General features: G+C 65.1%; 24 protein-coding genes. 16 read left to right on the top strand and 8 right to left on the bottom strand.

Going from position 1 to position 25,347, the window contains the following annotated elements:
* Nucleotides 1-128: 128 nt before the first annotated feature.
* From NO877_RS11185 to NO877_RS11195, 3 genes are all read left to right on the top strand, one after another.
* Nucleotides 129-266, top strand: a complete 138-nt coding sequence (locus tag NO877_RS11185) for a hypothetical protein (RefSeq protein ID WP_256396421.1) — start codon at nucleotides 129-131, stop codon at nucleotides 264-266.
* 64 nt (nucleotides 267-330) lie between these two features.
* On the top strand, nucleotides 331-2,121 hold the full coding sequence (locus tag NO877_RS11190; protein ID WP_303646957.1) for an SLC13 family permease: 1,791 nt from the start codon (nucleotides 331-333) through the stop codon (nucleotides 2,119-2,121).
* Between the two features lie 71 nt (nucleotides 2,122-2,192).
* On the top strand, nucleotides 2,193-3,851 hold the full coding sequence (locus NO877_RS11195; RefSeq protein WP_256396422.1) for an ATP-binding response regulator: 1,659 nt from the start codon (nucleotides 2,193-2,195) through the stop codon (nucleotides 3,849-3,851).
* Nucleotides 3,852-3,860: 9 nt separating this feature from the next.
* Here the strand turns inward: NO877_RS11195 and NO877_RS11200 are convergent, their stop codons facing one another.
* The 3 genes from NO877_RS11200 to NO877_RS11210 form a co-directional block, all read right to left on the bottom strand.
* Nucleotides 3,861-4,265 carry a VOC family protein gene (locus NO877_RS11200; protein WP_256396423.1) on the bottom strand — a complete coding sequence of 135 codons (405 nt, stop codon included), beginning with the start codon at nucleotides 4,263-4,265 and terminating at the stop codon, nucleotides 3,861-3,863.
* Nucleotides 4,266-4,327: 62 nt separating this feature from the next.
* The gene (locus NO877_RS11205) at nucleotides 4,328-4,846 is read right to left on the bottom strand and encodes an SRPBCC family protein (RefSeq protein WP_256396425.1); all 519 of its coding nucleotides are present in this window, start codon (nucleotides 4,844-4,846) and stop codon (nucleotides 4,328-4,330) included.
* A gap of 53 nt (nucleotides 4,847-4,899) precedes the next feature.
* A complete protein-coding gene (locus NO877_RS11210; protein ID WP_256396426.1) occupies nucleotides 4,900-9,435 on the bottom strand; it encodes a DUF7997 domain-containing protein in 4,536 nt (1,511 codons plus the stop codon).
* Nucleotides 9,436-9,663: 228 nt separating this feature from the next.
* Here NO877_RS11210 and malA point away from each other — a divergent pair, with 228 nt between their 5' ends.
* The 6 genes from malA (at nucleotide 9,664) to NO877_RS11240 (ending at nucleotide 17,248) form a co-directional block, all read left to right on the top strand.
* Nucleotides 9,664-11,661, top strand: coding sequence for an alpha-amylase MalA (gene malA / locus NO877_RS11215; protein ID WP_256396427.1), 1,998 nt, complete (start codon nucleotides 9,664-9,666; stop codon nucleotides 11,659-11,661).
* A gap of 151 nt (nucleotides 11,662-11,812) precedes the next feature.
* Complete coding sequence (gene dnaJ / locus NO877_RS11220) at nucleotides 11,813-12,991, top strand: molecular chaperone DnaJ (RefSeq protein WP_256396428.1); 1,179 nt, start codon at nucleotides 11,813-11,815, stop codon at nucleotides 12,989-12,991.
* An 83-nt stretch (nucleotides 12,992-13,074) separates the two neighbouring features.
* Nucleotides 13,075-13,881 carry an acetyl-CoA synthetase gene (locus NO877_RS11225; protein ID WP_256396429.1) on the top strand — a complete coding sequence of 269 codons (807 nt, stop codon included), beginning with the start codon at nucleotides 13,075-13,077 and terminating at the stop codon, nucleotides 13,879-13,881.
* Between the two features lie 75 nt (nucleotides 13,882-13,956).
* Nucleotides 13,957-14,676 (top strand): Ig-like domain-containing protein, encoded by a 720-nt coding sequence (locus NO877_RS11230; RefSeq protein ID WP_256396430.1) that lies wholly within the window; start codon nucleotides 13,957-13,959, stop codon nucleotides 14,674-14,676.
* Nucleotides 14,677-14,777: 101 nt separating this feature from the next.
* Nucleotides 14,778-15,635 (top strand): ABC transporter ATP-binding protein, encoded by an 858-nt coding sequence (locus NO877_RS11235; protein ID WP_256396431.1) that lies wholly within the window; start codon nucleotides 14,778-14,780, stop codon nucleotides 15,633-15,635.
* A 2-nt stretch (nucleotides 15,636-15,637) separates the two neighbouring features.
* Nucleotides 15,638-17,248 (top strand): hypothetical protein, encoded by a 1,611-nt coding sequence (locus NO877_RS11240; RefSeq protein WP_256396432.1) that lies wholly within the window; start codon nucleotides 15,638-15,640, stop codon nucleotides 17,246-17,248.
* Nucleotides 17,249-17,291: 43 nt separating this feature from the next.
* Here NO877_RS11240 and NO877_RS11245 read toward each other — a convergent pair whose 3' ends face one another.
* Complete coding sequence (locus NO877_RS11245; RefSeq protein WP_256396433.1) at nucleotides 17,292-17,684, bottom strand: DUF3054 family protein; 393 nt, start codon at nucleotides 17,682-17,684, stop codon at nucleotides 17,292-17,294.
* Between the two features lie 112 nt (nucleotides 17,685-17,796).
* Between NO877_RS11245 and NO877_RS11250 the strand changes: the two genes are divergently transcribed.
* Nucleotides 17,797-17,997 carry a hypothetical protein gene (locus tag NO877_RS11250; RefSeq protein ID WP_256396434.1) on the top strand — a complete coding sequence of 67 codons (201 nt, stop codon included), beginning with the start codon at nucleotides 17,797-17,799 and terminating at the stop codon, nucleotides 17,995-17,997.
* Here the strand turns inward: NO877_RS11250 and NO877_RS11255 are convergent.
* Nucleotides 17,994-18,632, bottom strand: coding sequence for a class I SAM-dependent methyltransferase (locus tag NO877_RS11255; RefSeq protein WP_256396435.1), 639 nt, complete (start codon nucleotides 18,630-18,632; stop codon nucleotides 17,994-17,996). The genes NO877_RS11250 and NO877_RS11255 overlap by 4 nt on opposite strands.
* A gap of 85 nt (nucleotides 18,633-18,717) precedes the next feature.
* Between NO877_RS11255 and NO877_RS11260 the strand changes: the two genes are divergently transcribed.
* Both NO877_RS11260 and NO877_RS11265 read left to right on the top strand, forming a co-directional pair.
* Nucleotides 18,718-19,470: an FkbM family methyltransferase gene (locus NO877_RS11260; protein WP_256396436.1), complete on the top strand. Its 753-nt coding sequence runs from the start codon at nucleotides 18,718-18,720 to the stop codon at nucleotides 19,468-19,470.
* Between the two features lie 90 nt (nucleotides 19,471-19,560).
* A complete protein-coding gene (locus NO877_RS11265) occupies nucleotides 19,561-19,830 on the top strand; it encodes a DUF7571 family protein (protein ID WP_256396437.1) in 270 nt (89 codons plus the stop codon).
* Nucleotides 19,831-19,842: 12 nt separating this feature from the next.
* Here NO877_RS11265 and NO877_RS11270 read toward each other — a convergent pair whose 3' ends face one another.
* Together NO877_RS11270 and NO877_RS11275 are read right to left on the bottom strand one after the other, a co-directional pair.
* Nucleotides 19,843-20,814, bottom strand: a complete 972-nt coding sequence (locus tag NO877_RS11270; protein WP_256396438.1) for a VOC family protein — start codon at nucleotides 20,812-20,814, stop codon at nucleotides 19,843-19,845.
* A 69-nt stretch (nucleotides 20,815-20,883) separates the two neighbouring features.
* Nucleotides 20,884-21,309, bottom strand: a complete 426-nt coding sequence (locus tag NO877_RS11275; protein WP_256396439.1) for a DCC1-like thiol-disulfide oxidoreductase family protein — start codon at nucleotides 21,307-21,309, stop codon at nucleotides 20,884-20,886.
* A gap of 95 nt (nucleotides 21,310-21,404) precedes the next feature.
* On the opposite strand from NO877_RS11275, the gene NO877_RS11280 reads away from it, so the two are divergent.
* Both NO877_RS11280 and fen read left to right on the top strand, forming a co-directional pair.
* Nucleotides 21,405-22,097, top strand: a complete 693-nt coding sequence (locus NO877_RS11280) for a GNAT family N-acetyltransferase (RefSeq protein ID WP_256396440.1) — start codon at nucleotides 21,405-21,407, stop codon at nucleotides 22,095-22,097.
* Nucleotide 22,098: 1 nt separating this feature from the next.
* Nucleotides 22,099-23,079 carry a flap endonuclease-1 gene (gene fen / locus NO877_RS11285; protein ID WP_256396441.1) on the top strand — a complete coding sequence of 327 codons (981 nt, stop codon included), beginning with the start codon at nucleotides 22,099-22,101 and terminating at the stop codon, nucleotides 23,077-23,079.
* Here fen and NO877_RS11290 read toward each other — a convergent pair.
* A complete protein-coding gene (locus NO877_RS11290; protein ID WP_256396442.1) occupies nucleotides 23,076-23,768 on the bottom strand; it encodes an RNA ligase partner protein in 693 nt (230 codons plus the stop codon). The two genes, fen and NO877_RS11290, sit on opposite strands and share 4 nt — an antisense overlap.
* 130 nt (nucleotides 23,769-23,898) lie before the next feature.
* On the opposite strand from NO877_RS11290, the gene NO877_RS11295 reads away from it, so the two are divergent.
* Entirely contained in the window at nucleotides 23,899-25,008 is a 1,110-nt protein-coding gene (locus NO877_RS11295; RefSeq protein WP_256396443.1) for an RNA ligase, read from the top strand.
* A gap of 59 nt (nucleotides 25,009-25,067) precedes the next feature.
* Entirely contained in the window at nucleotides 25,068-25,331 is a 264-nt protein-coding gene (locus NO877_RS11300; protein ID WP_256396444.1) for a BolA family protein, read from the top strand.
* Nucleotides 25,332-25,347: the final 16 nt, after the last annotated feature.

Here is a 25,347-nt window from a genome sequence, read left to right on the forward strand (position 1 = left end):
CGATCGAGCGGGAACCGTTGCTGGCAGGAACCACTCGGTTCACAAGGATTTATCACCGTCCTAGCTAACAGTATAGCAATGGCTAGCGTGTCTATCACCCCGATCCGGCTCCGATCGAGACCCCGACAATGAACAAGATCAGTCTCCTGTTGTTGGTCCTCGTCGCGTTTGCCGTTGCAGGAGTTGTCGGGCTGCTTGTCCTCGCCCCCGAGAGCATGATCGAAAACCCGCCGGGGATCGTCGTTCCGTACGGACTCGGCCTGTAAGACGGTGTCCGTGGCGTCGGCTGTGTCGACCGGCCTGCTCCAGATTCCCCCAGTCACACTGGGGATGATGGTCGTTTTTGCGGTCATTCTGCTGGCGCTCCTGTTGTTCGTCACCGAACCCGTCCCGATCGATATCACCGCCATCGCGCTGGTCGTCGTCCTCGTCGTCTTAGAGCCGTGGACGACGATTACCCCCGCCGACGGGCTGTCGGGGTTTGCGAGTTCGGCGACGATCACCGTGTTGGCGATGTTCATTCTCAGCGAAGGCGTTCGTCGAACGGGCGTCGTCAAACAGCTCGGCGATCGGGTCGTCGACTGGACCAAGGACAGCCCGCTCAAACAGTTGGGCGCGGTCGTCGGCATTTCGGGTGGCTCTGCTGGCTTCGTCAACAACACCCCGGTCGTCGCGGTGATGATTCCGATGGCGATCTCGATTGCCAAACAGACCAACAGCTCGCCCTCCAAACTCCTCATGCCGATCTCGTTTGCCTCGATGATGGGCGGGACGCTGACGCTGATCGGCACGTCGACGAACATTCTGGCCTCCGATGTCTGGGACCGGGTCGGCGGCCCGGCGACCGAACCCTTTTCGATGTTCGAGTTTACCGCCGTGGGGCTGATCGTCCTCGCAGTCGGCAGCCTCTATCTCCTGACTGTGGGGCGATACCTCACGCCCGAGCGGATCAAACCCGAACTCGAACTCACCGCGGAGTTCGAGCTGGCCGACTACCTTACTGAAGTCGTGGTCCGCGAGGAGTCACCGCTCGTCGGTCGGACGATCCAGGAGAGTCTCCAAACGCTCGCGGTCGATGTCGACATCGTCCACCTCGTCCGTGACGGCGAGACGTTCGGCGAGCCGCTGGCCCGCAAAGAGCTTCGGGAGGGCGACATCCTGCTGGTTCGGACCGACCGCGAGACGCTCCTGGAGCTGATCGACACCGAGGGCGTCGACCTCCTGCCGCAGACGACCCACCACGATGCGGATTTCGAGACCGACGCCGACGGAACGCTGATCGAGGCCGTCGTCCTGCCGGGGACGAACCTGATCGGGGAGACGCTGGCCTCGCTGAACTTCAGAGGGCGATACGACGCGACCGTGTTGGCGATCCGCCGGGGGAACGCGGTGATCCGCCAGCGGATGGATCACACGCCGCTCCGCGGCGGCGACACGCTGCTGTTGGAGACGACGGGCGAGACCGCCGACCGGCTGATCCGCAACCGGGCGTTCGTCGTCGCTCAGGACCCCGACTGGACCAGCTACCGCCGCTCGAAGACGCCGGTTGCCCTCGGCATCGTCGCCGGGGTGGTCGCCGTCGCGGCGGTGGGCTGGCTGCCGATCGTCGTCTCGGCGCTCGCTGGTGTGGTGGCGATGGTGGTTTCGGGCTGTCTCAAACCCACTGAAATCTACGACGCCGTCGACTGGAACGTCATCTTCCTGCTGGCGGGCGTGATCCCCCTCGGTATTGCGATGGAACAGACCGGTGCGGCCGAGTGGCTCGCGGCGCTGGTCGTCGCTGGAAGCGCCGACTTCGCGCCGCTTGTCGTGCTGGGCGTCTTCTATCTGTTGACCTCGCTGTTGACGAACCTCGTCAGCAACAACGCCAGCGTCGTGTTGTTGATCCCAGTCGCGTTCGATGTCGCCACCGCCATCGGAGCCAACGCGTTTTCCTTCGTGTTGGCGGTCACCTTCGCGGCCTCGACCGCCTTTATTACACCCGTGGGCTACCAGACGAACCTCATGGTGTACGGCCCCGGCGGCTACCGGTTTTCGGACTTCTTCCGGGTTGGTGCACCCCTGCAGCTCCTGTTGGCGGTCGTCACCACGCTGTCTATCGGGTGGCTGTATGGGGTATGATTCCACCAAATGTAATCAGCGGTGATAACTAGAAGGGAAAGTTGATACAGCAGTTTCCAGAGTACCTAGGTATGACGAAACGGGAGGGGGGGTCTCATCTTCTCTATGTCGATCCTGATCCGGCATACCGGCGGAACGTACCGTCGGCGTTGGAGCCGGAGTGGGTGGTGACAGCTGCGGAATCCGTCGAAGCAGCAACTGCGGCGATGGATGGCTCGTTCGACTGTGTGGTGGCAGCCGACGAGCTTCCGGAGATGGGAGGACTAGAGTTTTTGGATTCGGTGGAATCGGAGACCGACGAAACGCCGTTCGTGTTGTTTACGGCCGAGGAGGATATCGATCTGGTACGGCAGGCGTTTCGGGCGGGCATCAACGACGTGATTTATAAACAGCGCTCGTCGGATGTGACTGCCGACGGGGAGCCAGACAGCTCGACCGACATGATCGATAGCACCGACGGTATCGTCGGGCTTCGGCACTGTCTCGACAGTCTCGACATCGGCTCGACCGATCTCAACGGGATCACACTCGACGTCTCGCGGTCGCTGATGGGCGCGGCCGCCGACGAAGTCGATATGAAAACCGAGTGGGCCCTCCAGTCGTTGGCCGAGGAGATCGACGCCAACCAGTGTCTGATCTACGAAGTCGACGACGGAACGCGGCTCGAACTGACACACGGCTGGACCGACGACGAAATCGGCGACAGCGAGACACATCGGCAACTGTTCGGGGTCGGCTCCGAGACGGTTCCAGCCGACCAGTTTCCCGGCTTTGGCTCTCAGCTCCAGCAGTTCGAGCCAGCCTGTGTCGACATCACGGCAGCCGCCGAGCCGGAGCCAACCGGCGGTACAGCCACCACACCCGCGAGCAACGGCGACAGCGGTACGACGGCCGTTGTCTCCTCGGAGGCATCGCCCGAGTTGCCCGCCGATGGCGACAGGGGCACCCTCCTGGCGCTGCCGGTCGTCATCGAGTGGCAGCTCTCGGGGACGATCGTTATTACCGTCGAACAGCCGCGGGAGTGGAGCGAGGAGGCCCGCCAGCGACTCCAGGCGGTCGGCGAGCTCGTCGGCCACATGGAGCGCCGCCGCCGCCAGCGCCAGGAGTTGGAGCGACAGAATGAACAGCTCGAACAGTTCGCCTCGGTGATCAGCCACGACCTCCAGAACCCGCTGAACGTCATCTCGGGGTACCTCGAACTCGCCATGGAGACCGGCAACCTCGACCGGCTCGACCCTGCTCTCGACGCCGCCGAGCGTATGGAAGAGATGCTCGACGATCTGTTGACGCTCGCCCGTGAGGGCCGGGCGGTCGGCGAAACCCAAGAGGTTGAACTGCAACCCATCGTCCAGGAGGCCTGGGAGAGCGTCGAGACCTACGACGGCAGCCTCGAACTCGTCGGTCTCGACGATCTCGACCCCGTCGAGGCAGACGGATCGCGGCTCCAGGAGGCCTTCGAGAACCTCTTCAAGAACGCCGTCGTCCACGCCGGGAAAGACGTGAATCTGCGCGTCGAGGCCGACGACGGCACCGTTTATATCGCCGACGACGGGCAGGGGATTCCCGAGGACAAACGGGATGTCGTCTTCGAGTACGGTCATACCGGCGGCGACGGCACCGGGCTGGGTCTCGCCATCGTCCGGTCGATCATCGAGGGCCACGACTGGGAGATCGAGGCCGCCGAAAGCGAGGAAGGCGGCGCACGGTTCGATATCGACCTCGGCCGGTGAGTAGCCTCCTTAGTGGAGTTTGAGTTCGACCCGTCGACCGTCGGGATCGCGCACGTAGACCGCCCAGTCGCGGCCGTAGGCTCCATATCGCCTGTACGGTTCGCCATCCTCGACGGTGATGCCTGCCGCGCGTAGCTCGTCGATCAACGCCTCGATTTCGGCTTCGGTCTCCATCTCCGACGAGCGGAGCAACAGACAGAGGTGATCGCTTGAGACGTCGATCGGTTCGTCGGTCGGCACGAGATGGATGTGTCGACCACCCGCAACGACCGCGACGTAGGGAACCTCGCTTTGCTCGTACCGCTGGCAGTCCCGAATCTCCATCCCGAGGAGGTCGTGGTAGAATTCGAGGGCTGCGTCGAGATCCGAGACGCGAATGGCGACGTGGTCGAGGTCGACGACATCGATATCCATACCTCCGTTTGGATGGCGGTCGGCAAAAATGGGTCCGGTGGGTGAGCGCCGTCGACTGGCTGCTACTCCGGAGTGGGTGCCCCTGTCTCGCCTGTCGTGCCGTCGCCTTCGAGAATCTCTTTGGTCTTTCGGTGGCGATAGCGGAACATCGGCTCGAAGCCGACGACAGCCGCGGGATCGACTCGACCGCCGAGGGGACTGGGGAGTTCGTACTCGACGGTATCGATGAGGACGGTCTCGTTGCCATCGCCGTACATCTCGTGGGTGTGTATCCACAGATCGAAGGGACCGCCGAGCATATCGTCGCGGAACATCCGGTAGCCCTCGCCCTCCCGTCGGTCGGTGATCCGCGAGAGCCACCGGCTTTCGGGGAACAGGCCAAAGGGTTTGGATCGCATCGAGATCTCGCTTCCTTCGACCAGCTCCTCGGGGTCGGCCTCGCCGTCCGGCCCCCGAACCGACGAGACGGTGAGTCCCATCCAGTCGGGCGTCAGGGCTTCCAGCCCGTCGGTCGTCGAATGGAATTCCCAGACCTCATCGAGGGGAGCCTGGATTCTGCTTCTGCGTCTGTAGGTCGACATAGCTGTCATAGGGGCGGTACGGGCAAAAGAAACGCGGCGTGGCTGGGATGGCGTCAGATCGTGAACCGCTCGACGGCGGTTCCGGCCCGCCGCAGGTCGGTGTCGCTGGCGGCCGCAACCGTCACCGGGATCTCGCCGTGGTCGATCGGGATCGTCAGCTCGAATTTCCCGTCTTCGACCTCGCCGATCGCGCTGTCGGCGGTCACCTTGACTGCGACGAGCTCGCCGTCAGTTTCGCCAGTGACCTGCAGGCTGTCGTCGACGATCCGCGTTTCGACACGGAGCGTCGGCTCTTCATCGCGCTCGTCGCCGAGATACCGGTCGGCGACTGCGGTGGGCTGCTCGACTGGCTCACCGGCATCGATGCCATGAGCCAGCCGGATGAACTGGGCCATACTCCAGGCGAGTGGGGTCGCTGCACCGGTCCCCTCGCCGATATCCCAGTTGTAGTCGTTCTCGATGTGGCGGTCCCAGACCTGCTCGGCGATCATCCGCCCGCTGTTGGCGAAGCCGGCCATCGTCTCCAGCATCGACTGCGGTTCGAGCGGCCCCTCGTCGGTTCCGGCAAGGAGTTCGTACTCGCCGCGCTCGCCGGTGAAGATGGGCCACAAACGCCCTTTGCCTTTCGTCTGCACGGACCACGGCGCACCCTCGGCCTCCTCGGCGCGCTCGCCGTAGCCGTCGCCGTTGTAGCGGTAGAACGCCGGGCCCTGCGGCGTGTCGACCCGGATCGTTTCGTCGACCTCGGTCAGGGAGTTCAGGATGACTTCGTCGTCGTACGGCTTGATCCCCAAGCGAGTGAGTTCCAGGAACCCTCCATCAATGATCTCCCGTTCGTCGAGCGTCGGTCCCGCGTTCGCGAGCGTTCGCAGATGGCCCGCCTCGGGGTTGCCGTCGCGGGTGACGCGCACGTAGTACGGCGTGTGCGTGTGCAGATCGGTGCCGGTCTCGGTCGCGGTCCACTCCTCGACGCGGTCGGTCCACTCGTCGGCGAGCGCAAGCCACGGCAGGGCGTCGGCCGTCTCGCCCTCGTCGATGGCGAGATCAGCCGCCGAAACGAGGCCCGCGATCTCCGCCGCAATAGAGGACGGCGAGTAGCCCGCCTCCTCTTCCCATCGCTCCTGGGCAGTTGCGGGGCCGTTGCGGGCGACGTAGTCCGCCGACCGCTTGACGTTGATATAGTCGTACTCGACATCCGCAAAGCCCACACCGCTTTCGGCCAGCTGGTAGGCCATGATCAGCGGGAAGGAGATGTTGTCGATCTGCTCGCCGCCCCACCGGGTCAGCCCGTTGACGTAGGTGTTCTGGGGGATAAAGCCCTCCTCGTCCTGCTGGTACTCGAAGATGAACTGGAGGGCGTCGGTCGCCGTCTTGCGGTCGTCGAGCGCCTCGAAGACCGTAAAGACCTGATAGAGGTCCCGGGACCAGACGAAATTATACCCATAGCCCTTCGGCTCGTCGGCAGTGACGGCCTCGCCCCACGGCACCGAGGGGCTGGCGATGCCAGCGCCCATGTAGGTCTTGTCCTCGACGGCCCGCAGGGCCATCAGACAGCTCTTGTACTGGGCCAGCAGGTCGTCGTCTCCCGTGACCGAATCGGGGAACGACTTGTCGGCCAGGAAGTCGTCCCACGTTTCGGCGTAGGCCGACCGGACGTCCTCGTAGCCGCGAGCCAGTGCGCCTTCGGCCTCACCGAGGGCGGCGGCGGTGTCGGCGTTCTCGCCGAACCCGATCGCGACCTGTTCGTTGACGTCGCCGGTGCCGATCCGGCCCACCAGCACGATGTTGTCGTCGTCGAGTCGGTCGGTCGGCACAGGCCGTTTGCCCGAGGCGAACAGTTTCGAGAGGTGCTCGGAGCCAGCCGAGCCGACAGTCGCCCAGTCGAACCGGCTTGAGGTGGTCATCGCCGCCGCAACGCTGTAGACGTCGCCGTTCTCGTCGGTCAAAAGTGGCTCGGAGCCGGTGTCGTAGGCCTCGGCATCCCGGGCAGCCAGGTGGTAGTTGCCGGTCTCGCCGAGCCGGTAGCCCCGGTCTCTGGTGCCGGTGTTGGTCAGCGCCATGTCGGCCATCGCGTAGACGTCGTACTCGTTGTCGTCGTCGGCCGTGAAGTCGACGTCGGCGACGATCGCGTCGTGGTTCGGGTCGATCGCGTACTCGACGGTGAGCGTCCACTCGTGGCCCCGGCCGTCGCCGCGTTCGGTGATGACGTGGCGGAAGAGTAGCGCGTCGTCGTCGGTCGGCTCGACGCGACGCTCGATGGTGTCGGTGTCGTCGTCGATCCGCGTCTCGTTGTGGGTACGGGCGGTGTACTCGGACTTCTCGCCGGTGTCGGCGACGAGGAAGTCCACGGTTCTGAGGTTCATCAGGTCGACCCGTGGGAACCGGACCTCGGTGAGTGCCCCCTCCGTGAGGGTGTACCAGACCTTCGAGGCGTCGCTTTTCCCGTGGTCGGCGACCGTACCGACGCCGTATTTTTCACCCGTTGTCCACCGTGGCCGACTTTCGGGCCCCGATGGGGCGGGCGTCGAGCCCGGCAGGGCGTTCTGCTCGCGGAGGGCGGCGGTCGCCCGGAGCCGGAGGGCGTGAGACCAGCCCAGGGGTGCGGCACCGTCGAGGGTCCCGTCGTCGAAAACCTGCTCGGAGAGATAGCCCGCATCGCTGGTCAGTGGGCCGTCGGGCAGCAGCAGCGAGTAGAGCGTCTCGGCGATCTCGAAGTACTCCTCGGCCTCGTCGTCGCGGTCGTAGTCGGCCAGCAGCACGCCGAGGTCGGCCGCCGCGTTCGCGCCCCAGGCCGTCGAGACGCTCCAGATCTTCTCGCCTGCCTGCCCCTCCGAGCGCCACGTATCGCCCTCGAATCGGGCGAGCCCGGCGACCTCGCTGTCGTCGGGGTCACGATAGAGGTTATCGAAGACGTGCCGGATGTGGTTCGTGAGTCGGTCGACCGTCGACTCTTCGAGGTCGGTCAGCTGGTCGTAGGCGACCAGCGCCTCGACGATCGCAAACGTCCCCGAATCGATCCGGTTGTCGATCTTCCCGCTTTTGTTGAGCCGGAGGCCGTAGACCTGCCGCTTGTCGCTCCAGAGCTTGTCCAGGCTGTCGACGATCGTGTCGGCCTGGTCGCGGGCGTGGGTCGCGGTCTGGTGGTCCACGGGGGCGTTGGCCACCGTCGCGTAGGCGGTGAGGTAGGCCGCCGCCGTGTGGGTAAAGCGGCCGTCCATGTTCTCCCAGAGGTTCTGACACCGGCCGGGAAGCCCGTCGTCCTCCAAGGTCTCGTCGAGCACCGCAAGGGCGTCGTGGATTGTCTCTCTGACCGAGGCGGTCAGTTCCTCGGAGAGCGTCTCCTCGCGTTCGGTCAGCAGCGTCGCCAGGAAGGCGACCGCGCTGGCGGTCTGATCCGACTGATACTCCTCGTTGCCTGCACCCTCGACGCGGCTGTGGGCCCATCCCGGCGCGAGCGAGCCGTCGACGGCCCACGCCCGATGGGACCACGAGCCGTCCTCGCGTTGGGTCTCACAGAAGAACTCCGCTGTGGCCTCGATGTTTCGCTGGAGATCGAGTTCCAGGAGGCTGTCGGCTTCAAGCAGCTGGCGGCCGGTTTCGGCCTCGTCGCGGAACCATGTGTAGCCGTAGCCGCCGGAGTTACTATAAAAGGGGTCGAACTCGGGGGCGGCGATGTGTGCGCCGGTCGGTGCGGTAAGCAGCGACAGTGCCCGGAGATCCGAGCGGACGACTGCGCCGTTGGGGGCCGAATCCGGCACCGATACCTCGGCGCGCTCGCGTCCGGCATCCCGGATGTCGTCGGCTGTACGGTGGGCCTCCGCACACCGGCGGATGTCGGCGAGTGCTTCCTCGCGGCCGAGGCTGTCGTGATCCGACAGCTGGGTGACGAGCGTAGTTCTGGCCGCCCGGCCGCTCTGATTGAGCGGGGCGTTGACCACGACGTCGCCGCTGAGGTGGGTGTCCTCGAAGCGGTTGATGACCGCATCCCGCGGGAAGTCGAAGGCCTCCTCCGAAAGCACCTCCTCGAAGCGCTCGGGGATCTGGCCCCGAACGTCAGTAATACCGTTGGAAGCGGTGACGTAATCGTGTTCGGCGCGGTGGAATACCTCGACGGTCTTGGTGTCGTCGGGGCCGACGTCCTCGTGGATGAGTCGGCCGACCTGTGTTTCGCGGCCCTCGGGGGCGAACGTCAGAAACGCCGTGAGCTCGGCGTCGGCGGGGATCGCCCCGCGGAGTTCGACGTGCGTGACGTGGGCCCGGCCCAGCGTGAGGTCGTACTGGTGGACGGTGAACCCGCGGGCGTCGTACTCGGTTTCGACGACGTTCGTCTCGCGGTAGTAGTGCTGTCTGACCGTCGAAAACTCGTCGAACCACTGGGTGCCGTCAGCGGTTTCAATGCCCAGTCGTGACCGATCGATACCGTAGAGTCCAGAAAGCGCCGACGAATAGTCGCGGAGGCTGCCCTCGGGATCGACGTAGACGAGCCGATCGCCGTGGGCCGAAAACGCGCCATCGGTGGTCCGACACTCCTCGGGAAAGCGTCGACCCCTGTGGCGCTTGTACTCGTTCAACGCAGTGCGAAGTCGCATGTACTCCCTGATTGGGGGTCTACAACTAAGTATTGGCGGCTCGATCCTCCCGGTTACCCGACAATTGGGGTGAACGACAGTGATAAATTCGGCGGTTGGGACAAACCTGAATAGAGTTAAAATAATTGTGAGAATTCTCGAAATATATAAATAAATCATCCAAGATTCCGGTTATGAGTAGTTTCCAAATACATAAGACCAAAGTGAGAGAGTGTTTTTAGTAGCAATATGGACCATCCAGGACCGCCGCAGTTCATCGCGGTTGGCGATAGCTTACAGCTCGCGCCACGGGACCCCGACCCCGAGGCCGACTACGAATGGACGATCAGCGAAGCGCCGCTCGCCAGCGAGGCAACGGTCGGCGACGACGCGGTCGAGCAGTTCATCCCCGACGTACCCGGCCGGTACACGGCGACGCTGCGGACTCCCTCCGATCAGTTCGATCTCTCGATCCGCGTCTTCCCGAGCGACCGCCGACCGACCGGCGAAGGCTCCGGTTCGGGCCGCAGCGGCCAGAGCGGCTACAGCGGGATGAGCGGCCAGAGCGGCTCGGCGCGACCCTTCAAAAGCGGCGGCGTCAGCGGCTCCGGCTCGGGTGCGCTCGGCGAATCCAGCGGCGAGGGCAGCGGTCGACCGCGCATCCGACTCGACGCCGAAATCGAGGGCGACGAAGCCGTCGTCACCGCGACGCCGACGCCGAACCCCGCCTCGACGCAGGACGCCGACGAGCTCGACATCGAGTTCATGCTCGACGACCGCGACGGCGTCACCGAGGGCGACGTCACGATCGACGACCGCGAGCTCCGCATCCCGCTCGAAGCCATCGGCGAGCAGGTACGCGTCCACGCGGTCGCCATCGGCGACAGCTACAGTGTCGCCGACGCGGTCACTGTCGATCGACTCACCGACGACGAGGAACTGGTCACCGACGGCGGCGTGACCACGACCGGCAACTTCGCGGTCCACCGCCCCAACGACCCCCCGGAGTGGGGCAAACGCGTCACACTCTACGAGATCTACGTCCGCGGCTTCGCGGCCGACGACGAGGAGGCAGAGACGACCTTCGAGGCGCTCGAAAACCGCCTCGACTACATGGAGGAACTCGGCGTCGACTGTCTGTGGCTCACGCCCGTGCTCCAGCACGACGGCGCGCCCCACGGCTACAACATCACCGACTTCTTTTCGATCGCGGACGACCTCGGCGACCGCGAGGACTACGAGTCGTTCGTCGAGGCGGCCCACGAGCGGGATATGGCCGTCCTCTTCGATCTCGTGATGAACCACTCCGCGCGGGATCATCCGTACTTCCAGGACGCCTACCAGAACCCCGACTCGGAGTACTACGACTGGTACGAGTGGCAGGACAACGGCGAGCCAGGCACCTACTTCGGCTGGGAGTACATCGCCAACTTCGACTTCACGAACCTCGAAGTCCGCGAGCACCTCCTCGAGGCCGTCGACGAGTGGGCCGAAGTCGCCGACGGCTTCCGATGTGACATGGCGTGGGCCGTCCCCGAATCCTTCTGGAAGGAGATGCGCGAGCGACTCAAGAGCAAGGACCCGGAGTTCCTTCTCCTGGATGAGACGATTCCGTACATCGCCGACTTCCACGAGGGGATGTTCGACATCCACTTCGATACGACGCTGTATTTCACCCTCCGGCAGGTCGGCAACGGACACCAGCCAGCCGAGTCGATCCTGGATGCCGTCGAGGGGCGAAAACGCTCGGCGTTTCCGGATCACGCCGCCTTCATGCTCTACATGGAGAACCACGACGAGACGCGCTACGTCGTCGAGTGCGGCGACGAGGCGACCAAGGCCGCCGCGGGCGCACTGTTTACGCTCCCCGGCATTCCGATGCTGTACGGCGGCCAAGAGTTGGGTCAGCGCGGTCGACGCGACCATCTCGCGTGGGACCACGCCCGCGAGGAGATCCGCGAGCACTACGACGACCTGATTCAACTCAAGGAGAACCACCCGGCCCTCGGCGAGAACGGCGACCTCGAACGCATTGAGTACGAGGCCGACGACGCCTCGAAGGTCGTCGCCTTCGGCCGTGAGGGCGAGGACACCGAGTACGTCGTCCTGCTCAACTTCGGCGAGGGGACCGAGACGGTCGGCATCGACAAAACCGTCGACGCGACCGATCTCGTCTCCGGCGACTCGATCGCCGCCGAGGAAGGACTGACCGTCGACGACGTGGCAGTCGTCGAAGTCGACGAGTAGATCGGCGCGCGGCGGCGCGAAGTCGACAGCGAGTCCGTTCGACCGCCGGACCGCTGTTTCGTCGACTACCCGATATATCACGAGTCGAACTCACACACGAGGGGAGAGCCGCGTTTTTCAAGTAGTCCCGACCAATACGAACGAGTAACTGATGAGCGAGGACTTCTACGAGGTGCTCGGTGTCTCACGAGACGCCTCCGAAGACGAGATCAAAAAGGCCTACCGGAAGAAGGCCGCGGAGTATCATCCCGACGTGAGCGATGATCCGAACGCCGAAGAGAAGTTCAAGCAGGTCGAGAAGGCAAAGGAGGTCCTCACAGACGAGGAAAAGCGGCAGGCCTACGACCAGATGGGCCACGACCGCTTCGAGCAGGCCGAAAAGCGCGGCGGCTTCGACGGCCAAGGCCCCGGCGGTGGCGCAGGCGGCTTCGGCGGCGGTGGCATGGGTGGTATGGGTGGTGGCGGCGGCTTTGAGGACATCTTCGAGCAGTTCTTCGGCGGCGGTCGCGGTGGTGGCGGCCGCGGCGGCGGCCAACGCCGTAACCAGCCCCGACAGGGTCGGAACCTTCGGACCTCGATGGAGATCACCCTCGAAGACGCCTACAACGGCGTCGAAAAGGAGTTCACCATCACGCGCCCCGAGACGTGTTCGGAGTGCGGCGGTGCGGGCCACCCTGACGACGCCGAGGTCTCGACCTGCCGGGAGTGTGACGGCACCGGCCAGACCACCCGTGTCCAGCAGACCCCCTTCGGCCGTGTCCAGCAGCGTTCTACCTGTCCCCGCTGTGGCGGCGAGGGCGAGACCGCCGACAAGACCTGTGGCACCTGTGGCGGCGACGGCATCGAGGACAAACAGGTCACGCTGACCGTCGAGGTCCCGGCCGGTATCAGAACGGGTCAGACACTTCGCATGGACGGCGAGGGAGCCCCCGGTGAGAACCGGGGGCCGAACGGCGACCTGCTGATCGACATCGAGATCGCCGACCACGACACCTTCGAGCGGGACGGCGACGATCTCCACTACAACCACGCGATTTCCTTCCCGCAGGCGGTCTTCGGCGACACCGTCGAGATTCCGACCCTCGACGGCACCAAGAAGATGGACATCCCGGCAGGCACCCAGAGCGGCGAGCAGTTCCGCCTCCGCGGCGAGGGGATGCCACGGCTCCGCGGTCGGCGCTCGGGGCACCTGTTCGTGACCGTCCAAGTCGTCACGCCCGACTCGCTCAACAAGGACCAGCGCGAGGCCCTGGAGGCCTTTGCCGAGGCCGGTGGCGAGGAAGTCGACGTGAGTGAGGGCTTCTTCGAGAAGATCAAAAACAGTTTCTGAGCGGTCGGCTGCCGATCCGAAACACGTTGTTTTCGGGCTCGATAGCGACTGGTACGTGCGATTTCACCGGAAGCGCGGTGTCTATGAGTTCTGTTGACACGCGCCAGCGACAACGGGGTGTTTTTGGATCGGTGTTGCCTACGCCCGCCATGGACGCGGCTGTACTCGGCGATCTGTTGGCGCGCGACAAGCGGCGGAGCCAGCCCGCGGTCGTGGTTCCGGCCGCCGACCGCGAGATGAGCTATCACGACTTCATTACGACCGCATACAAATCGGGCAACGTACTCCGGTATCTGGGCCTTAGCGCCGACGCGCGGCTTGCGGTCGACCCCGCGCTCCGTCCCGAACCGCTGCTCGCCTTTTTAGGGGCTGCCCAGCTCGGAGCCGTGACGACGTTCGATTCGACCGCTGAGGCCCGGGTTCGGCTGGTGTCGGTCGACGACGAGGCCGCCCACACCGAGCGCGGGGGCCGACTCGCCGTGTTCGGCGGCTCCCCCGAGGCGACCACGACGACCCACTGGGAGCAGGAGGTCTGGAGCGAGAACCCCGCCTTCCCGCCGACGGAGGTCGACCCTGAATCGACGGCGCTCGTCGCTGGCGACCAGCAGTACAGCCACCGCCGCCTTTTAAAAATGGCTGAACGAGTGGTCGAGGAACTCTCACTTACAAAAGGGTCGCGGCTGGCGATCCGTACACCGCTGTCGCGGCCCGAAACGATCGGCGGCGGGCTCGTCGCCGCGCTGGCTGCGGGTGCGACGGCGGTGTTTATAACTGATGCAGCGACTGCCGTCGACGCCGACGCGGCGCTCGTCGACGATGCGGCACTCGTCGACGACGAGCAGTCGACGCCGGAGCCGAGGCGGCTTGCGATCGGGACGCTTCTCGACTAACCGAACCCGAGGTCGAACCTGACTTTCAGTTGACGGCTTCACAAAGCAGATATACGCACCAGTCACAGAGCCGGTATGAGACGTCGACTGGTCCTCGGAGCGGTGGGGTCGCTGGGTGGCTGGTCGCTGAGCGGCTGTCTCGATTCGGCTGCCGAAGCGGACGGGACGTCCAGTTCTAACACCTCGATAGACGAGTCGGAGGACGGCTCGGAGAACGACCCCGAAAACGGAACTGACCAGCAGACCTACGAGCAGTGTCATTTCGTCTCGGTCAACTACACGTCGCTACCAGAGCCCATCAAGCCCGAAGTCAGAGCGGCGCTGGACGACGGCCAGTACGAATCCGACGAGTTGCGGTTCGACGAGGCAGTCGACCCCGATCGCTCGTATATCATCGACGACGGCACGCCGTACGAACCGACGGTCACGACTGACGGCGAGAGTCGGCGGCTCGAACTCCAGGAAGCCGACGTCGTCAGACAGCCGGAGCCAGCGAAGATCGCGGTCGAAAACAGGGCAGAGCGCAACCACGAGGTTCGGATCGAACTGACCGACGGTGACGAGACGCTCGTCGACGAAACCCTCCGCCTCGACCCCGACGAAGACCGGGAGATCGAGGCGACCGACGCGTTCGGGAGCTACGAGTTGGTCGCCGAAACACTGACCGGCCACCGCGAGACGGATCGGTTCGGGTTCAGTGTGGGCGATTCGGCCTTCGATGGCTCGGTGACGGTCAGCGAAGACGGCATTTTCGTAACTCAGGAAATCGCGGATCAAGCTCCGTGCTGGAGTTAAAACCAACAGAAGCCGGGCGTCGAGGCGAGTTGCAGAGCCAGCAACCGACCCGATTCTTCAAGTATCGGCTGGCCAAACAGTTCTATCAACGACTTATTTATATGTCATCACCCTCCCAGCAGACGACCGACGAGTCGCCCCCAGCAATCGACGCCACGGGACTGACCAAACAGTTCGGCTCGACGACCGTGGTAGACGGGATCGACCTCTCGGTCGAACCCGGCACTGTCTACGGCTTTCTCGGCCCAAACGGCGCGGGCAAGACCACGACGATGCGGATGCTGACGACGCTGACCAAGCCGACCGACGGGGAGGCCGCGATCATGGGTGCGCCCGTGAGCGACCGCGACGGCGTCAGGAATCACCTCGGCTATCTCCCTGAGGAGCCGCCGGTGTTCGACGAACTCACCGGCCGCGAACAGCTGCAGTACGTCGCCCGGCTGCGGGACGTGCCGCCAGCCGAGGCCGACGACCGAATCACAGAGTGGCTCGAGCGCTTCGATCTCGCCGCCGACGCCGATCGGCGGATCGACGACTACTCGAAAGGGATGCGCCAGAAGATCGGCCTGATCGCGGCGCTGCTCCACGAGCCGTCGGTGGTCTTCCTCGACGAGCCAACCAGTGGCCTGGACCCGCGGGCCGCCAGGACCGTCCTGGACGTGATCGCCAGTCTGAGCGACGCGGGCCAGACGGTCTTCCTGTCGACCCACATCCTCTCGGTCGTCGAGGAGCTGGCCGACACCGTCGGCGTCCTCTATGACGGAACGCTGGTCGCCGAAGGCCCACCCGCGGAGCTGTCGGCCCAAGTCGACGGCGATGCCGACGGCGACGGCCAGTCGACGCTCGAAGACGTCTTCCTCGCGGTGACGACCGATTCGCCCGCGGCCCAGGCGGCTCCCGAGTCGACCAACGGAGCGGGGGCGAGACAGCCAGCGGCCGACGACTCGGCGGGTCGGTAGCGATGTCGGTGTCCTGGAGCCGAACCCGGACCGTGGGCCGGACCGAGATCCGTCGGCGCTGGCGGGTGATCAAGGCCAATACCGCACAGCTCATCAGCATCGGGCTGATGTGTCTGTTCTTCCTGCCGGGAGTGCTCGCCATTCTTGCGGGGGCCTACTTCGGCGGATCGGCGCTTCGAGCGGGCGACCTTGCGACACCGGCGGCGACCGTCCGTGAGATCGCCGTCACCCTGTGGCTGTTTGCGGCCGTCTTCGGCGGGTTTCGGGGCTACTCGTCGCTGCTCGAACCCGACTGCCGGGACGGGCTGCTGACGACGATTTCACACCGGCAGCTGGTGGCCGGACTGCTGCTCGCGGAGGCCGCGGCCTTCGGTCTCCCGATCGGCCTCGTCGCTGCGGCTGCCGGAGTCGCCTTTGCTCTTGGGAGCGGGTCAGCACTCGCCGCCCCTGCAATCCTCGTGGCGATCGGGCTGCTGGTGTCGACCGGCTTCCTGACCGGCCTCGCAGTCGTTCTCGTTTTTAAAAACGGCGGGGTCAGATCGCGGCTGTTGAGCCGCCTCCGGACGGTCGTCTTCGTCGCCCTGTTCCTCGTTTATATGAGCGTTATCGTCACCAACTCCTTCGGTGCGCTCCTCGATCCGTTCTACTTGCTGTTGACGCCGACGCCCATCGGCTGGGTCGGCGAACTCGCCCTGTTGTCGACGGCGGCTAGCGGATCACCGCTGCTGGCTGGCAGCGGGCTGGTCGTCAGCATCGTTGGCCTCGGCCTCAGCGGCCCGGTGGTCTCGCGGCTCACTGCGTGGCTCTGGTATGCCGACGGGCTCGAACCGCGTGAGACGGACACTGCCCCGACCACGGCCGAGGGATCGCGGCTTTCGCGGCTGCTCCCCCAACCCATTGCTGGCGTCGTGGCAGTCGACTGGACCCGCGCCCGCCGGGCCCCGATCTCGCTGTCGTATGCGGTCTATCCGCTGTTCCTCCTGATTACGCCGGTCATCCAGACCATCGAGGCGGGCACTGTCGGCAGCGGCTTCCCCCTGCTGGTGGCGGTCTGTGGAGTGTGGATCACCGGCGCGCTGTTCACGCTCAACGTCGTCGGCAACGAGGGGTCGGTGCTGCCGTCGACGCTGCTCGCGCCCGATCCAGGACGCGCGATCATCGGCGGCCACATCGCGGCTGGCACGCTGGTCGGGCTGCCCGCGACAGCCGCAGCGGTCGCACTCCTCGGCGTTCTCAGTCCCCAGCCGCTGTGGGCGGTCGCGACGCTGACCCTCGGCTCGCTGCTGTTGGTGGTCGCCGCGGCGGCGATCGCGACCGGGATCGGCGCGGCGCTGCCGCGCTACGAGGCCGTCAGCGTCTCCAGGAGCCGGAAGGCGATCGTCCCGAGCACGCTGGCGTTCTTACTCTACTCGATCGTGATTGGGCTCGTCTCGCTGCCGCTTGTGGTCGGTCACAGTCACATCATCGCCTCTGCGGTCACGTCGACGCTCGGCCTCCCGCGGACCGGTCTCGCACTCGCCGGGCTCGTGGTCTCGACCGTCCTGGCGGCGTCGTGTGGGCTGGTATCGGTGCTCTACGCGCGGCGGCGCGTCGACCGATTCCAGTTCGACTGATCTCGGTTCGGTTTAAAAAGCAGAGACCGCAGGCGTCGGCCTGTCAGCCGACGATTTTAAAGAAGAGCCAGCGCAGCCCGCCGAGCAGCACGCCCGTCAACAGGAGCGTGATGAGGACGAACGCGACCGCGAGATCGCCGGGGAAGACCGGCGTCCATCTGAGGCCGAAGCCGACCAGCGCGGCCAGCACCCACGCCCGGATACCGAGGGGGATCGCTGCCTTCGCCGATTCGGCTGCGCCCGCCGAGTACGCGCCGATCAGCAGGGCGGCGGCGGCCCAGCCGAGCAGGAACGGCGCGTAGACGCCGACCGCGCGCTCGGGACCGAACGTCGCGTGTTGGTTCATTCCGATAGTCAGTACCCCGAGGATCGCCAGCAGATCCCCGACTGCAAGCGGGAGGGCGGCCGTGTCGACGCGCCCGTTGAGTCCAGCCATGGTCGACCGTTCGACTGATCAGTAAAATCTTCAGTGGTTCGACGCGACTGGCCTGCGAGACAATTCCACGGTCGGTTTTATATTCGGCGGACCGTCACTGCACGACTGACCAATGGTCGACGCCGAGTTCTCGACATCCTGGACGGACCCCGACTACGTCGCTGCAGTTGTAGCCGTGCTCGCGGTCGGCGCACTCGCCTTTTATAGTAGCGTGACCGACGGGGCTCCCTCGATCGAGACGATCCTGTTCGTCCTCCTGTGGGTGACCGTTCCGGCCACTCTCGCCCACGAGATCGCCAGACGGTGGGGTTAGTTCGCCGACGGCACTGTTCCGACGACCGTATACTCGAAGCCATCGTCCAGCAGCGAGACGTCAAAGCCAGCTCCAGCCAGCAGATCGGCAAGCTCGTTCGGTTTATAAAAGGTCGATCCCATGCCGATCGCGTGCTCGGCGCGGACGAGGCCCAAGCCGAGTGGGTGGCTCGGGTCGAACTCGCGGACGACGAAGACGCCGCCGGGCCGGACTACGCGGGCGGCCTCCTCGACGACTGCCTGCTGGGCGGGCATATGGTGGAAGGCATCGACCACCATCGCGGCGTCGACCGCATTGTCGGCCAGCGGCATTCGCCCGGCGTCGCCCTGAAGGGTCGACAGCGGGCCGACTGGGTCGCCGTCGCTGGGGCGGCCCACACGTCGGCCCAATTGGTCGGGCTGTCGCGTTCGGGCGCGCCGGAGCATCGGCCGCGAGACGTCGAGGACGGTTCGCTCGGGGACATCGACCGCGATCGTCGCCCGGCCGCTGCCGCCGCCGAGGTCCAGGAGGTGCTCGACCGACCCCTCGGCGCGAGCGAGTCCAGCCGAGAGAGTCGACCGGTCGGCCGCGGGCATCACCAGATCGTAGAGGGGGGCCAGCCGGTCGAAAAACCGAACGTCGCCGAGTCCGTGCATGGCGTCGACTCCGCGGCCGGGCTGTAAAGTAATTGCTCCACTCGTATCACGAACATCCAATACTCGGCGGCCCATGAGACTGCCTGTGGGCCGGATTTCAACCTGGGCGTTTCAGCGCGTCCGCTGGCTGGCCTACCGGAGCTACTACCGGCTGGTCGAGGCCAACTACGCCCGCCGGTGGCTGGCGACCGAGAAACGAACCCCGGCCGGACGGTTCCGCAGCTACGACCTGCTCAACCGCCACGGCGGCGACGAGATGCTCGCCGAACTCCACGACCACTGTGGCCCCGAGGCAGTGATCTACGATATCGGGGCCAACGTCGGTGTCTACGCGCTGGCGCTGGCTGCCGACTCCCCGGACCGCCAACTCCTCACCATCGAGCCAGCCCCCCGAACGCGGGCCCAACTCGAAACGAACGTCGACTGCAACGCTTTGGGCGACCGCATCGAAGTCGTCGAGTGCGGCGTCGGCGACGTAGACGCTACCCGCCCGTTTTTCGTCTCGACGTACGCCGAACTCTCGGGATTCGACCGCGAGAGTGCGACCCGGTGGGAGGCCTCGCTGGCCGAGGTCGTCGACGTCCCGGTCCGGTGCGTCGACACGCTCGTCGAGTCCCACGGACCGCCCGACGCGCTCAAGATCGACGTCGAGGGCGCGAGTCCCGCCGTCCTCCGTGGGGCCCGTGAGACGCTCGACACTCACCGCCCGACCCTGTTTATCGAGGTCCACGAGGAGGGGCTGTCGGCCGACACCGGCGACGAGGTGCGGGAGGTTCTGGCAGCTGTCGACTACACCATCGCCGAGCGGGACGACTACTGGCGATGCGAGCCAGCCTAACGCGCTCGCCGCAACACTCGATCCTGGAGCGACAATTGTAGCAAGAGACAACTATATGTGACACGGTCACATGGGACAATACGCATCGTTATGAAATCGTGCCACAGCTGCCAGACGGTCATCGACGAGTACACTTTGGACAAACAACTCGAACCGCTGCGCGATCTGACGGTCGACGACTTCAACGTCTGTGCGGACTGCGTAACGGTCGTCGCCGACGCCTGCATGGAATGCGGTGGCGCGGTGTACGTTCCGCGGGGCGACGCTGTGGTCCCCGATCTGTGTCCGGCCTGCCGGGCCGACTGCATCACGGTCACCGGCCAGGACCCCGGCTGGACCGCCGACGAGCTGTCGAGCTGAGCGACACGCTCGTTACTCGTTTCTCGGAATCGCCACATCAGTCAACCCGGCCTCGATCTCCTCGCGTCGACTCCCGAACTCGCCGGGCAAGACGAGTCGCTCGCCGAGTTCGTCGAGGGGTTCGTCGCTGTCGTACCCCGGCTCGCTCGTGGCGAGTTCGAACAGCACGCCGTTGGGCTCGCGGAAGTAGACCGACCGGAACCAGTGACGGTCGATCTGGTTGGTCGGCCGGACGCTGTGTCTGCTGACGGCCTTGCGCATCGCAGCCTGGTCCTTGTCGGTCGGCGTCTGGAAGGCGACGTGGTGGACCGTCCCGTGGCCCTGTCGACCACCCTCGATCGTCGGTAGCACATCGACGTATTTGCCTACCGACCCACTGGCCGCAAAGCGGGTGCGCTCGTCGCCCGGTGTGTCGCCCGGCGATTCTTCGGTGCCGACCTCTTCCAGACCCATCGTCCGCAGCAGCTCCTCGGTCTGGAACGGATCGCCCAGCCAGAGCGTCACCGAGTGGAAGCCGCGAATGGCGTGCTCCGCGGGCACGAACTCGGTCCACGGCACGGTGGGGTCGTCGTCGGGAATCTCGACCGCGACGAGTTCGACCGGGAGGCCATCGGGATCGCGGAACGGGAGGACCGTCTCGCCGAACCGGTCGACGCGGTCGTGGTAGTCGACGCCGTACTCGTCAAACCGATCCTCCCAGTAGTCGAGACTGCCCTCGGGAACTCGGAAGGCGGTCCTGGAGACCTGGCCGGTGCCGACCTTCCCCTGGCGCATATTTTCCCATGGGAAGAACGTCATGCTGGTGCCCGGCGTCCCCTCCGCGTCGGCGAAGAAGAAGTGATAGGTCGAGGGGTCGTCCTGATTGATCGACCGCTTGACGAGCCGGAGGCCGAGAGTCTCGACCCAGAAATCCATGTTTCGCTGTGGATCGCCCGCGACACAGGTGACGTGGTGGATGCCCGGTGTTGATGGTGTGTCTGTCATTGCCCGATAGCAGACGCTACGGCTACTTGAGTACGCGGTGACACGAGTGTTACCGGTGGCGGGACTCCGTCACTCGGAGTGACGCTCGCGGTGGCCGTGTTCCGCGGAGAGATGCTTGTTGACCGGAGGTTCCCGACCGACCACCGTCGACAGGAGCCCTCGGTGTTCGGCTCCGAGGCGATACAGACGCTCACGGGCACGCTCGTAGTCTGCAAACTGGCGCAGAAAGCCGACGAACTGTTCGGGGAGGATGCCAGCGATGACTAGCGACTGTTCGACTGCGGCACCACAGGAGTACACTGCCTCGTCCGTAACGAGGTGGGCACACGCCTCGTATGCGTCGGGGAGTCGGTGGCGTTCGGCCTCGGTAAGTCGGGAGTCACCACTCCGGACCGCCGAGAGCCGGACGGGCCGGATGTTGCCGCGACGGACCGCGAACAGTACTGCCCAAGTACAGAACGGACAGGCGTCGTCGTAGACGAGTTTCGGGACCATCTGCAACGGTACGGTGGGGTTCGACCTGAGTGTTGGGGCAGCCGGTGCGTTACATCGAGCCAAGCCCTCTTATGAGCCGCCCACCGACATCCGGTATGGAGTTCGCCCTCCTCGGCTGGCCGGTCGACGAACCCCGACTCCGGCTGGACTACCGCCGGTTTAGCTACGCCGGGAAGTTCGTCACCGGCAACACCGGCATCGCCGTGGTACGTGGCGAGCCACCGGCGGGCCACAGGGAGCCGTCCGCCGACCACGAGTCGACCGGCGACTCCCTGCCGCCGCTTCCCGACGGCCTCGATGCTGACGAGTTCGTCGACGGAATCCTCGCGGCGGTCGCGTTCAACGCCGACCGCACCGAGCTCGACACCCTGTGGATCCGCTATCTGACGGTCCGGAACGACCTTCGTGGCAGCGGCCTCGCACTCGGCCCGCGGCTCGCGGCATTTATAAGCGACTGTGCAGCAACAGCGGGGTACGAGACGGTGCGCATCGCGGTCAACAACGTCTTTTCCTATCATGCTCTTTATAAAGCAGGCTTTGCCTTCACCACCCGCGAAACCGGGATTGCCGAACTCATCCTTGAACGCCCGGCCGACGAACGGGCCGAGGTGACGACAGCCCGCTACCATCGAGGACTCGACCGGTTCCGCGAGCGCAAGGGGCTATCAGCGGCCGAACGGGAGTTCCTCGTGGCCCACGAGGGTGCCGAGCCACCCGGGGCGGTCGCCCCGCCCGCACCCGAGGCGGTCGACTCGGGGGTTTCAAATCCACAGCGTCCAAGCGAGTAGTATGGGAAACGCGGATCTCCGCTCGCTGGCGGCGCTCTCGGAGTGCCCCTTCGCCGACATCGAGGGCAGCGTCATCGCGGTCGACGCCCACAACTGGCTGTATCGGTATCTGACGACGACGGTTAAATGGACCAACGACGGCATTTATACCACCGACGACGGCACCGAGGTCGCCAACCTCGTCGGCATCGTCCAGGGGCTCCCCAAATTCTTCGAGCACGATCTCACGCCCATCTTCGTGTTCGACGGTGGCGTCACCGACCTCAAGGACGACGAAGTCGAGCGTCGACGTGAGAACCGAAAGGAGGCCGAAGAACGGCTCGAACAGGCCAAGGAAGACGGCGACGCGATCGAGGCCGCCCGGCTGTCGGCCCGGACGGTCCGGCTCACCGAGACGATCCACGAGACGAGTCGGGAGCTCCTGGACCTGCTCGATGTCCCCTACATCGACGCCCCCGCCGAGGGCGAGGCCCAAGCATCGTATATGAACCGGATCGGCGACGCCGACTACGTCGGTAGCGAGGATTACGACACACTCCTCTTTGGCGCACCGCGAACCCTGCGCGGGTTGACGAGCAAGGGCCACCCGGAACTGATGGAACTCCAGCCCACCCTCGACAGCCACGAGATCAGCTACGAGCAGTTGGTCGACGCCGCCATGCTCTGTGGGACCGACTTCAACGAGGGAATCAACGGCATCGGCCCGAAGACGGCGATCAAGCTTATCAAGGAGCATGGCGACCTCTTTGGGGTCCTGGAGGCCCGCGGCGACCACATCGAGTTCGCCGACCGGATTCGGGAGCTGTTTTTCGACCCGCCCGTCACCGACGAGTATAGCTTCGACCGCTCGATCGAGCCGGATCTCGCAGCGGCCCGCGAGTACGTCACCGGGGAGTGGGAGGTCGACGCGGGCGAGGTCGAACGCGGCTTCGAGCGCATCGAGTCCGCTGTCGTCCAGACCGGCCTGGACCGCTGGAGTTAGGCTTCTTCGTCCCGCGGTCGGGGATGATCGAGCCGGTCGAGAGCGTCGACGGCCTCCAGATAGTCATACAGCAGCGGCGGGAAATCCTGCCCGCGGAGGTAGCGAAGCCCGAAATCCTCGGTCCAGGCGATGATCCCCGTATCTTCGGTGACGACGCCAGCGTCGAGTTCGCGGGCCAAAACGAGGAGATCGAAATCCTCTCGGGAGTCCAGGACACCCTGCCGGAGCGCCCGCCGATAGCGGTCCCTGAGATCCGAGATCACGGCGTCGATCTCGGTCATGTGGTCGTGCTCTGCGAGTGGTTCATCACCCGAGGTTTCGGCCCGGCGGACGGCCTCCTCGGAGACTCGCAGCCCACGATCGACGCGGTCGCTCATCTCGTCGACGAACCGATAGACGACATCTGCGGGAATCGAGACCGAATAGCGGTCGGGATGTTTGCGAACGACCCAGGTGGTGAGCGTCGACTGGGTTGACGCCGAGACCCCCCGATCGTCGAGCATCGTCGTCAGTTCGCTGTGGATCGACGGCGGCATATAACAGGAGATAGCCAGCTCCAGGCGCGCGGTGGCGATCAAGTCCAACAGTCGCTCGATGGCTTCCTCTAGGGACTCCCCGTCGGCCCTGATCTCCTCGGTGATAAACAGCGAGGTGTCCAGGACGAACCGTTGTTTGAACGAGCGGTCCATGCGTCGACCTCAACCCCCGTCGGTTTGTAGCTCCAGATCCGCCTGTTGAACCGGATCTTTTCCCTGAAATTCCCCCGACTGCGGAGGGATGGCGAGGAGATTGATGTACAATGCAGTCGTAGCTCGTGTCATGGAGTACCACGACCAACTCGGGCTGTCTCGGGAGCGGTTTGCGGAGCTCGCCGAGGGGTTCCACGACGACAGCTACGCGGGTCGGGACTACCGTCGACTGCCCGACTACCGGAAGGGCATCGAGAAGGGGACGGTGTTGGTCGCCGGAACCGTGGTTCGTGGGTTTCCCAAGATCCCCCGCTGTCTCGTGCTCGATTCGGGTATCCCCCAACACTTCGACGGCGAGATCGCCGTCGAGGAGAAACTCGACGGCTACAACGTCCGGGTCGCCCGCATCGACGGCGACGTGTTTGCGTTCACGCGTAGCGGGATCGTCTGTCCGTTTACGACCCACAAGGCGCGGTCGCTGCTTCCCGTCGATCGGTTCTTCGAGCAGTATCCCGACCGGATGCTCTGCGGCGAGATGATCGGCCCCGAAAACCCCTATACGACCGCCGACTGCTACGACGTCGACTCGATTGCCTTCCATGCGTTCGACATCCAGGACCGAAAGAGCGGCGAGTCGCTGCCAGTAGAAGAGCGACGCGCGGCCTGCGAAGCCCTCGGGATTCCGCAGGTCGACCTGTTCGGGATTTATAAGCCGAGCGAGGCAGTCGAGTCGACACCCGAAATCATAGACGACCTCGATAGTCGGGGTCGCGAGGGAATCGTCATGAAAACAGTCGACGGGGGCCAGCAGTTGAAATACACCACATCGGCGGCCAATCAGGGCGATCTGGCCTTCGCTTTTGGCCTCCCGTTTGACTACGGCCGGGATTTCTCGTTTCGGCGGCTCATCCGCGAGGGGTTCCAGTCGGTCGAGTTCGGGGACACCGAGGCGGAACGACGGGAGCGCGCCCACGGGCTCGGAGAGTCGCTCCTCGTACCGATGGCCGATGCCATCGAGACGGTCGAGGAGGGCGAGCGACTCGGCGAACGCCACACGGTTCGCGCCGAGCCGCGGGTCGTCGACGCGTTGTTGGATCATTTCCGCGAGCAGAGCCTTTCCATCGACATCGAGCGCGACCGCCGGGTCGAGGGCCAGCGGGTGCTCACGTTCTCCAAGCAGATCCAGCGGTCGACCGACAAGATCGACACCTACCTCGACGGGACGATCGTCACAGAGTGACCATCCCAGAGGCCGCGCGAAGCCTGTCCGTTTTTAGTGGCCGACCCCAATTTCCAGTCATGAACGCCGACGACATCGAAGCCGCGATCGAAGCGGGGATCGAGGACGCGGAAGCGACTGTCAGTCTCCCGCGCCAAATCGACGAGGCACACGAGGACGCCCATTACGCCGCCGAAGTGGTCTCCCCGGCCTTCGAGGGCCAGAGCCTCGTCCAACAACACCAGCAGGTCTACGACGCGCTGGGCGAGCACATGACCACGGACATCCACGCCATCGAACTGTCGACCTACACCCCCGAGGAATACGCCGACGAGACGGTCTGAACGGGCGTTCCCAGTG

The sequence above is a fragment of the Halohasta litorea genome (assembly GCF_024494645.1).
In the GTDB taxonomy this organism is placed as follows: Archaea; Halobacteriota; Halobacteria; order Halobacteriales; family Haloferacaceae; genus Halohasta; species Halohasta litorea.

Coding starts and splice junctions, on each gene's coding strand:
- NO877_RS11265 (WP_256396437.1), top strand. CDS start 19,561: ATGAAATCGTGCCACAGCTGCCAGACGGTCATCGACGAGTACACTTTG.
- NO877_RS11280 (WP_256396440.1), top strand. CDS start 21,405: ATGGAGTTCGCCCTCCTCGGCTGGCCGGTCGACGAACCCCGACTCCGG.
- NO877_RS11235 (WP_256396431.1), top strand. CDS start 14,778: ATGTCATCACCCTCCCAGCAGACGACCGACGAGTCGCCCCCAGCAATC.
- malA (WP_256396427.1), top strand. CDS start 9,664: ATGGACCATCCAGGACCGCCGCAGTTCATCGCGGTTGGCGATAGCTTA.
- NO877_RS11225 (WP_256396429.1), top strand. CDS start 13,075: ATGAGTTCTGTTGACACGCGCCAGCGACAACGGGGTGTTTTTGGATCG.
- dnaJ (WP_256396428.1), top strand. CDS start 11,813: ATGAGCGAGGACTTCTACGAGGTGCTCGGTGTCTCACGAGACGCCTCC.
- NO877_RS11210 (WP_256396426.1), bottom strand. CDS start 9,435: ATGCGACTTCGCACTGCGTTGAACGAGTACAAGCGCCACAGGGGTCGA.
- NO877_RS11290 (WP_256396442.1), bottom strand. CDS start 23,768: ATGGACCGCTCGTTCAAACAACGGTTCGTCCTGGACACCTCGCTGTTT.
- NO877_RS11205 (WP_256396425.1), bottom strand. CDS start 4,846: ATGTCGACCTACAGACGCAGAAGCAGAATCCAGGCTCCCCTCGATGAG.
- NO877_RS11255 (WP_256396435.1), bottom strand. CDS start 18,632: ATGCACGGACTCGGCGACGTTCGGTTTTTCGACCGGCTGGCCCCCCTC.
- NO877_RS11270 (WP_256396438.1), bottom strand. CDS start 20,814: ATGACAGACACACCATCAACACCGGGCATCCACCACGTCACCTGTGTC.
- NO877_RS11230 (WP_256396430.1), top strand. CDS start 13,957: ATGAGACGTCGACTGGTCCTCGGAGCGGTGGGGTCGCTGGGTGGCTGG.
- NO877_RS11275 (WP_256396439.1), bottom strand. CDS start 21,309: ATGGTCCCGAAACTCGTCTACGACGACGCCTGTCCGTTCTGTACTTGG.
- NO877_RS11190 (WP_303646957.1), top strand. CDS start 331: ATGATGGTCGTTTTTGCGGTCATTCTGCTGGCGCTCCTGTTGTTCGTC.
- fen (WP_256396441.1), top strand. CDS start 22,099: ATGGGAAACGCGGATCTCCGCTCGCTGGCGGCGCTCTCGGAGTGCCCC.
- NO877_RS11240 (WP_256396432.1), top strand. CDS start 15,638: ATGTCGGTGTCCTGGAGCCGAACCCGGACCGTGGGCCGGACCGAGATC.
- NO877_RS11245 (WP_256396433.1), bottom strand. CDS start 17,684: ATGGCTGGACTCAACGGGCGCGTCGACACGGCCGCCCTCCCGCTTGCA.
- NO877_RS11200 (WP_256396423.1), bottom strand. CDS start 4,265: ATGGATATCGATGTCGTCGACCTCGACCACGTCGCCATTCGCGTCTCG.
- NO877_RS11295 (WP_256396443.1), top strand. CDS start 23,899: ATGGAGTACCACGACCAACTCGGGCTGTCTCGGGAGCGGTTTGCGGAG.
- NO877_RS11195 (WP_256396422.1), top strand. CDS start 2,193: ATGACGAAACGGGAGGGGGGGTCTCATCTTCTCTATGTCGATCCTGAT.
- NO877_RS11185 (WP_256396421.1), top strand. CDS start 129: ATGAACAAGATCAGTCTCCTGTTGTTGGTCCTCGTCGCGTTTGCCGTT.
- NO877_RS11300 (WP_256396444.1), top strand. CDS start 25,068: ATGAACGCCGACGACATCGAAGCCGCGATCGAAGCGGGGATCGAGGAC.
- NO877_RS11250 (WP_256396434.1), top strand. CDS start 17,797: ATGGTCGACGCCGAGTTCTCGACATCCTGGACGGACCCCGACTACGTC.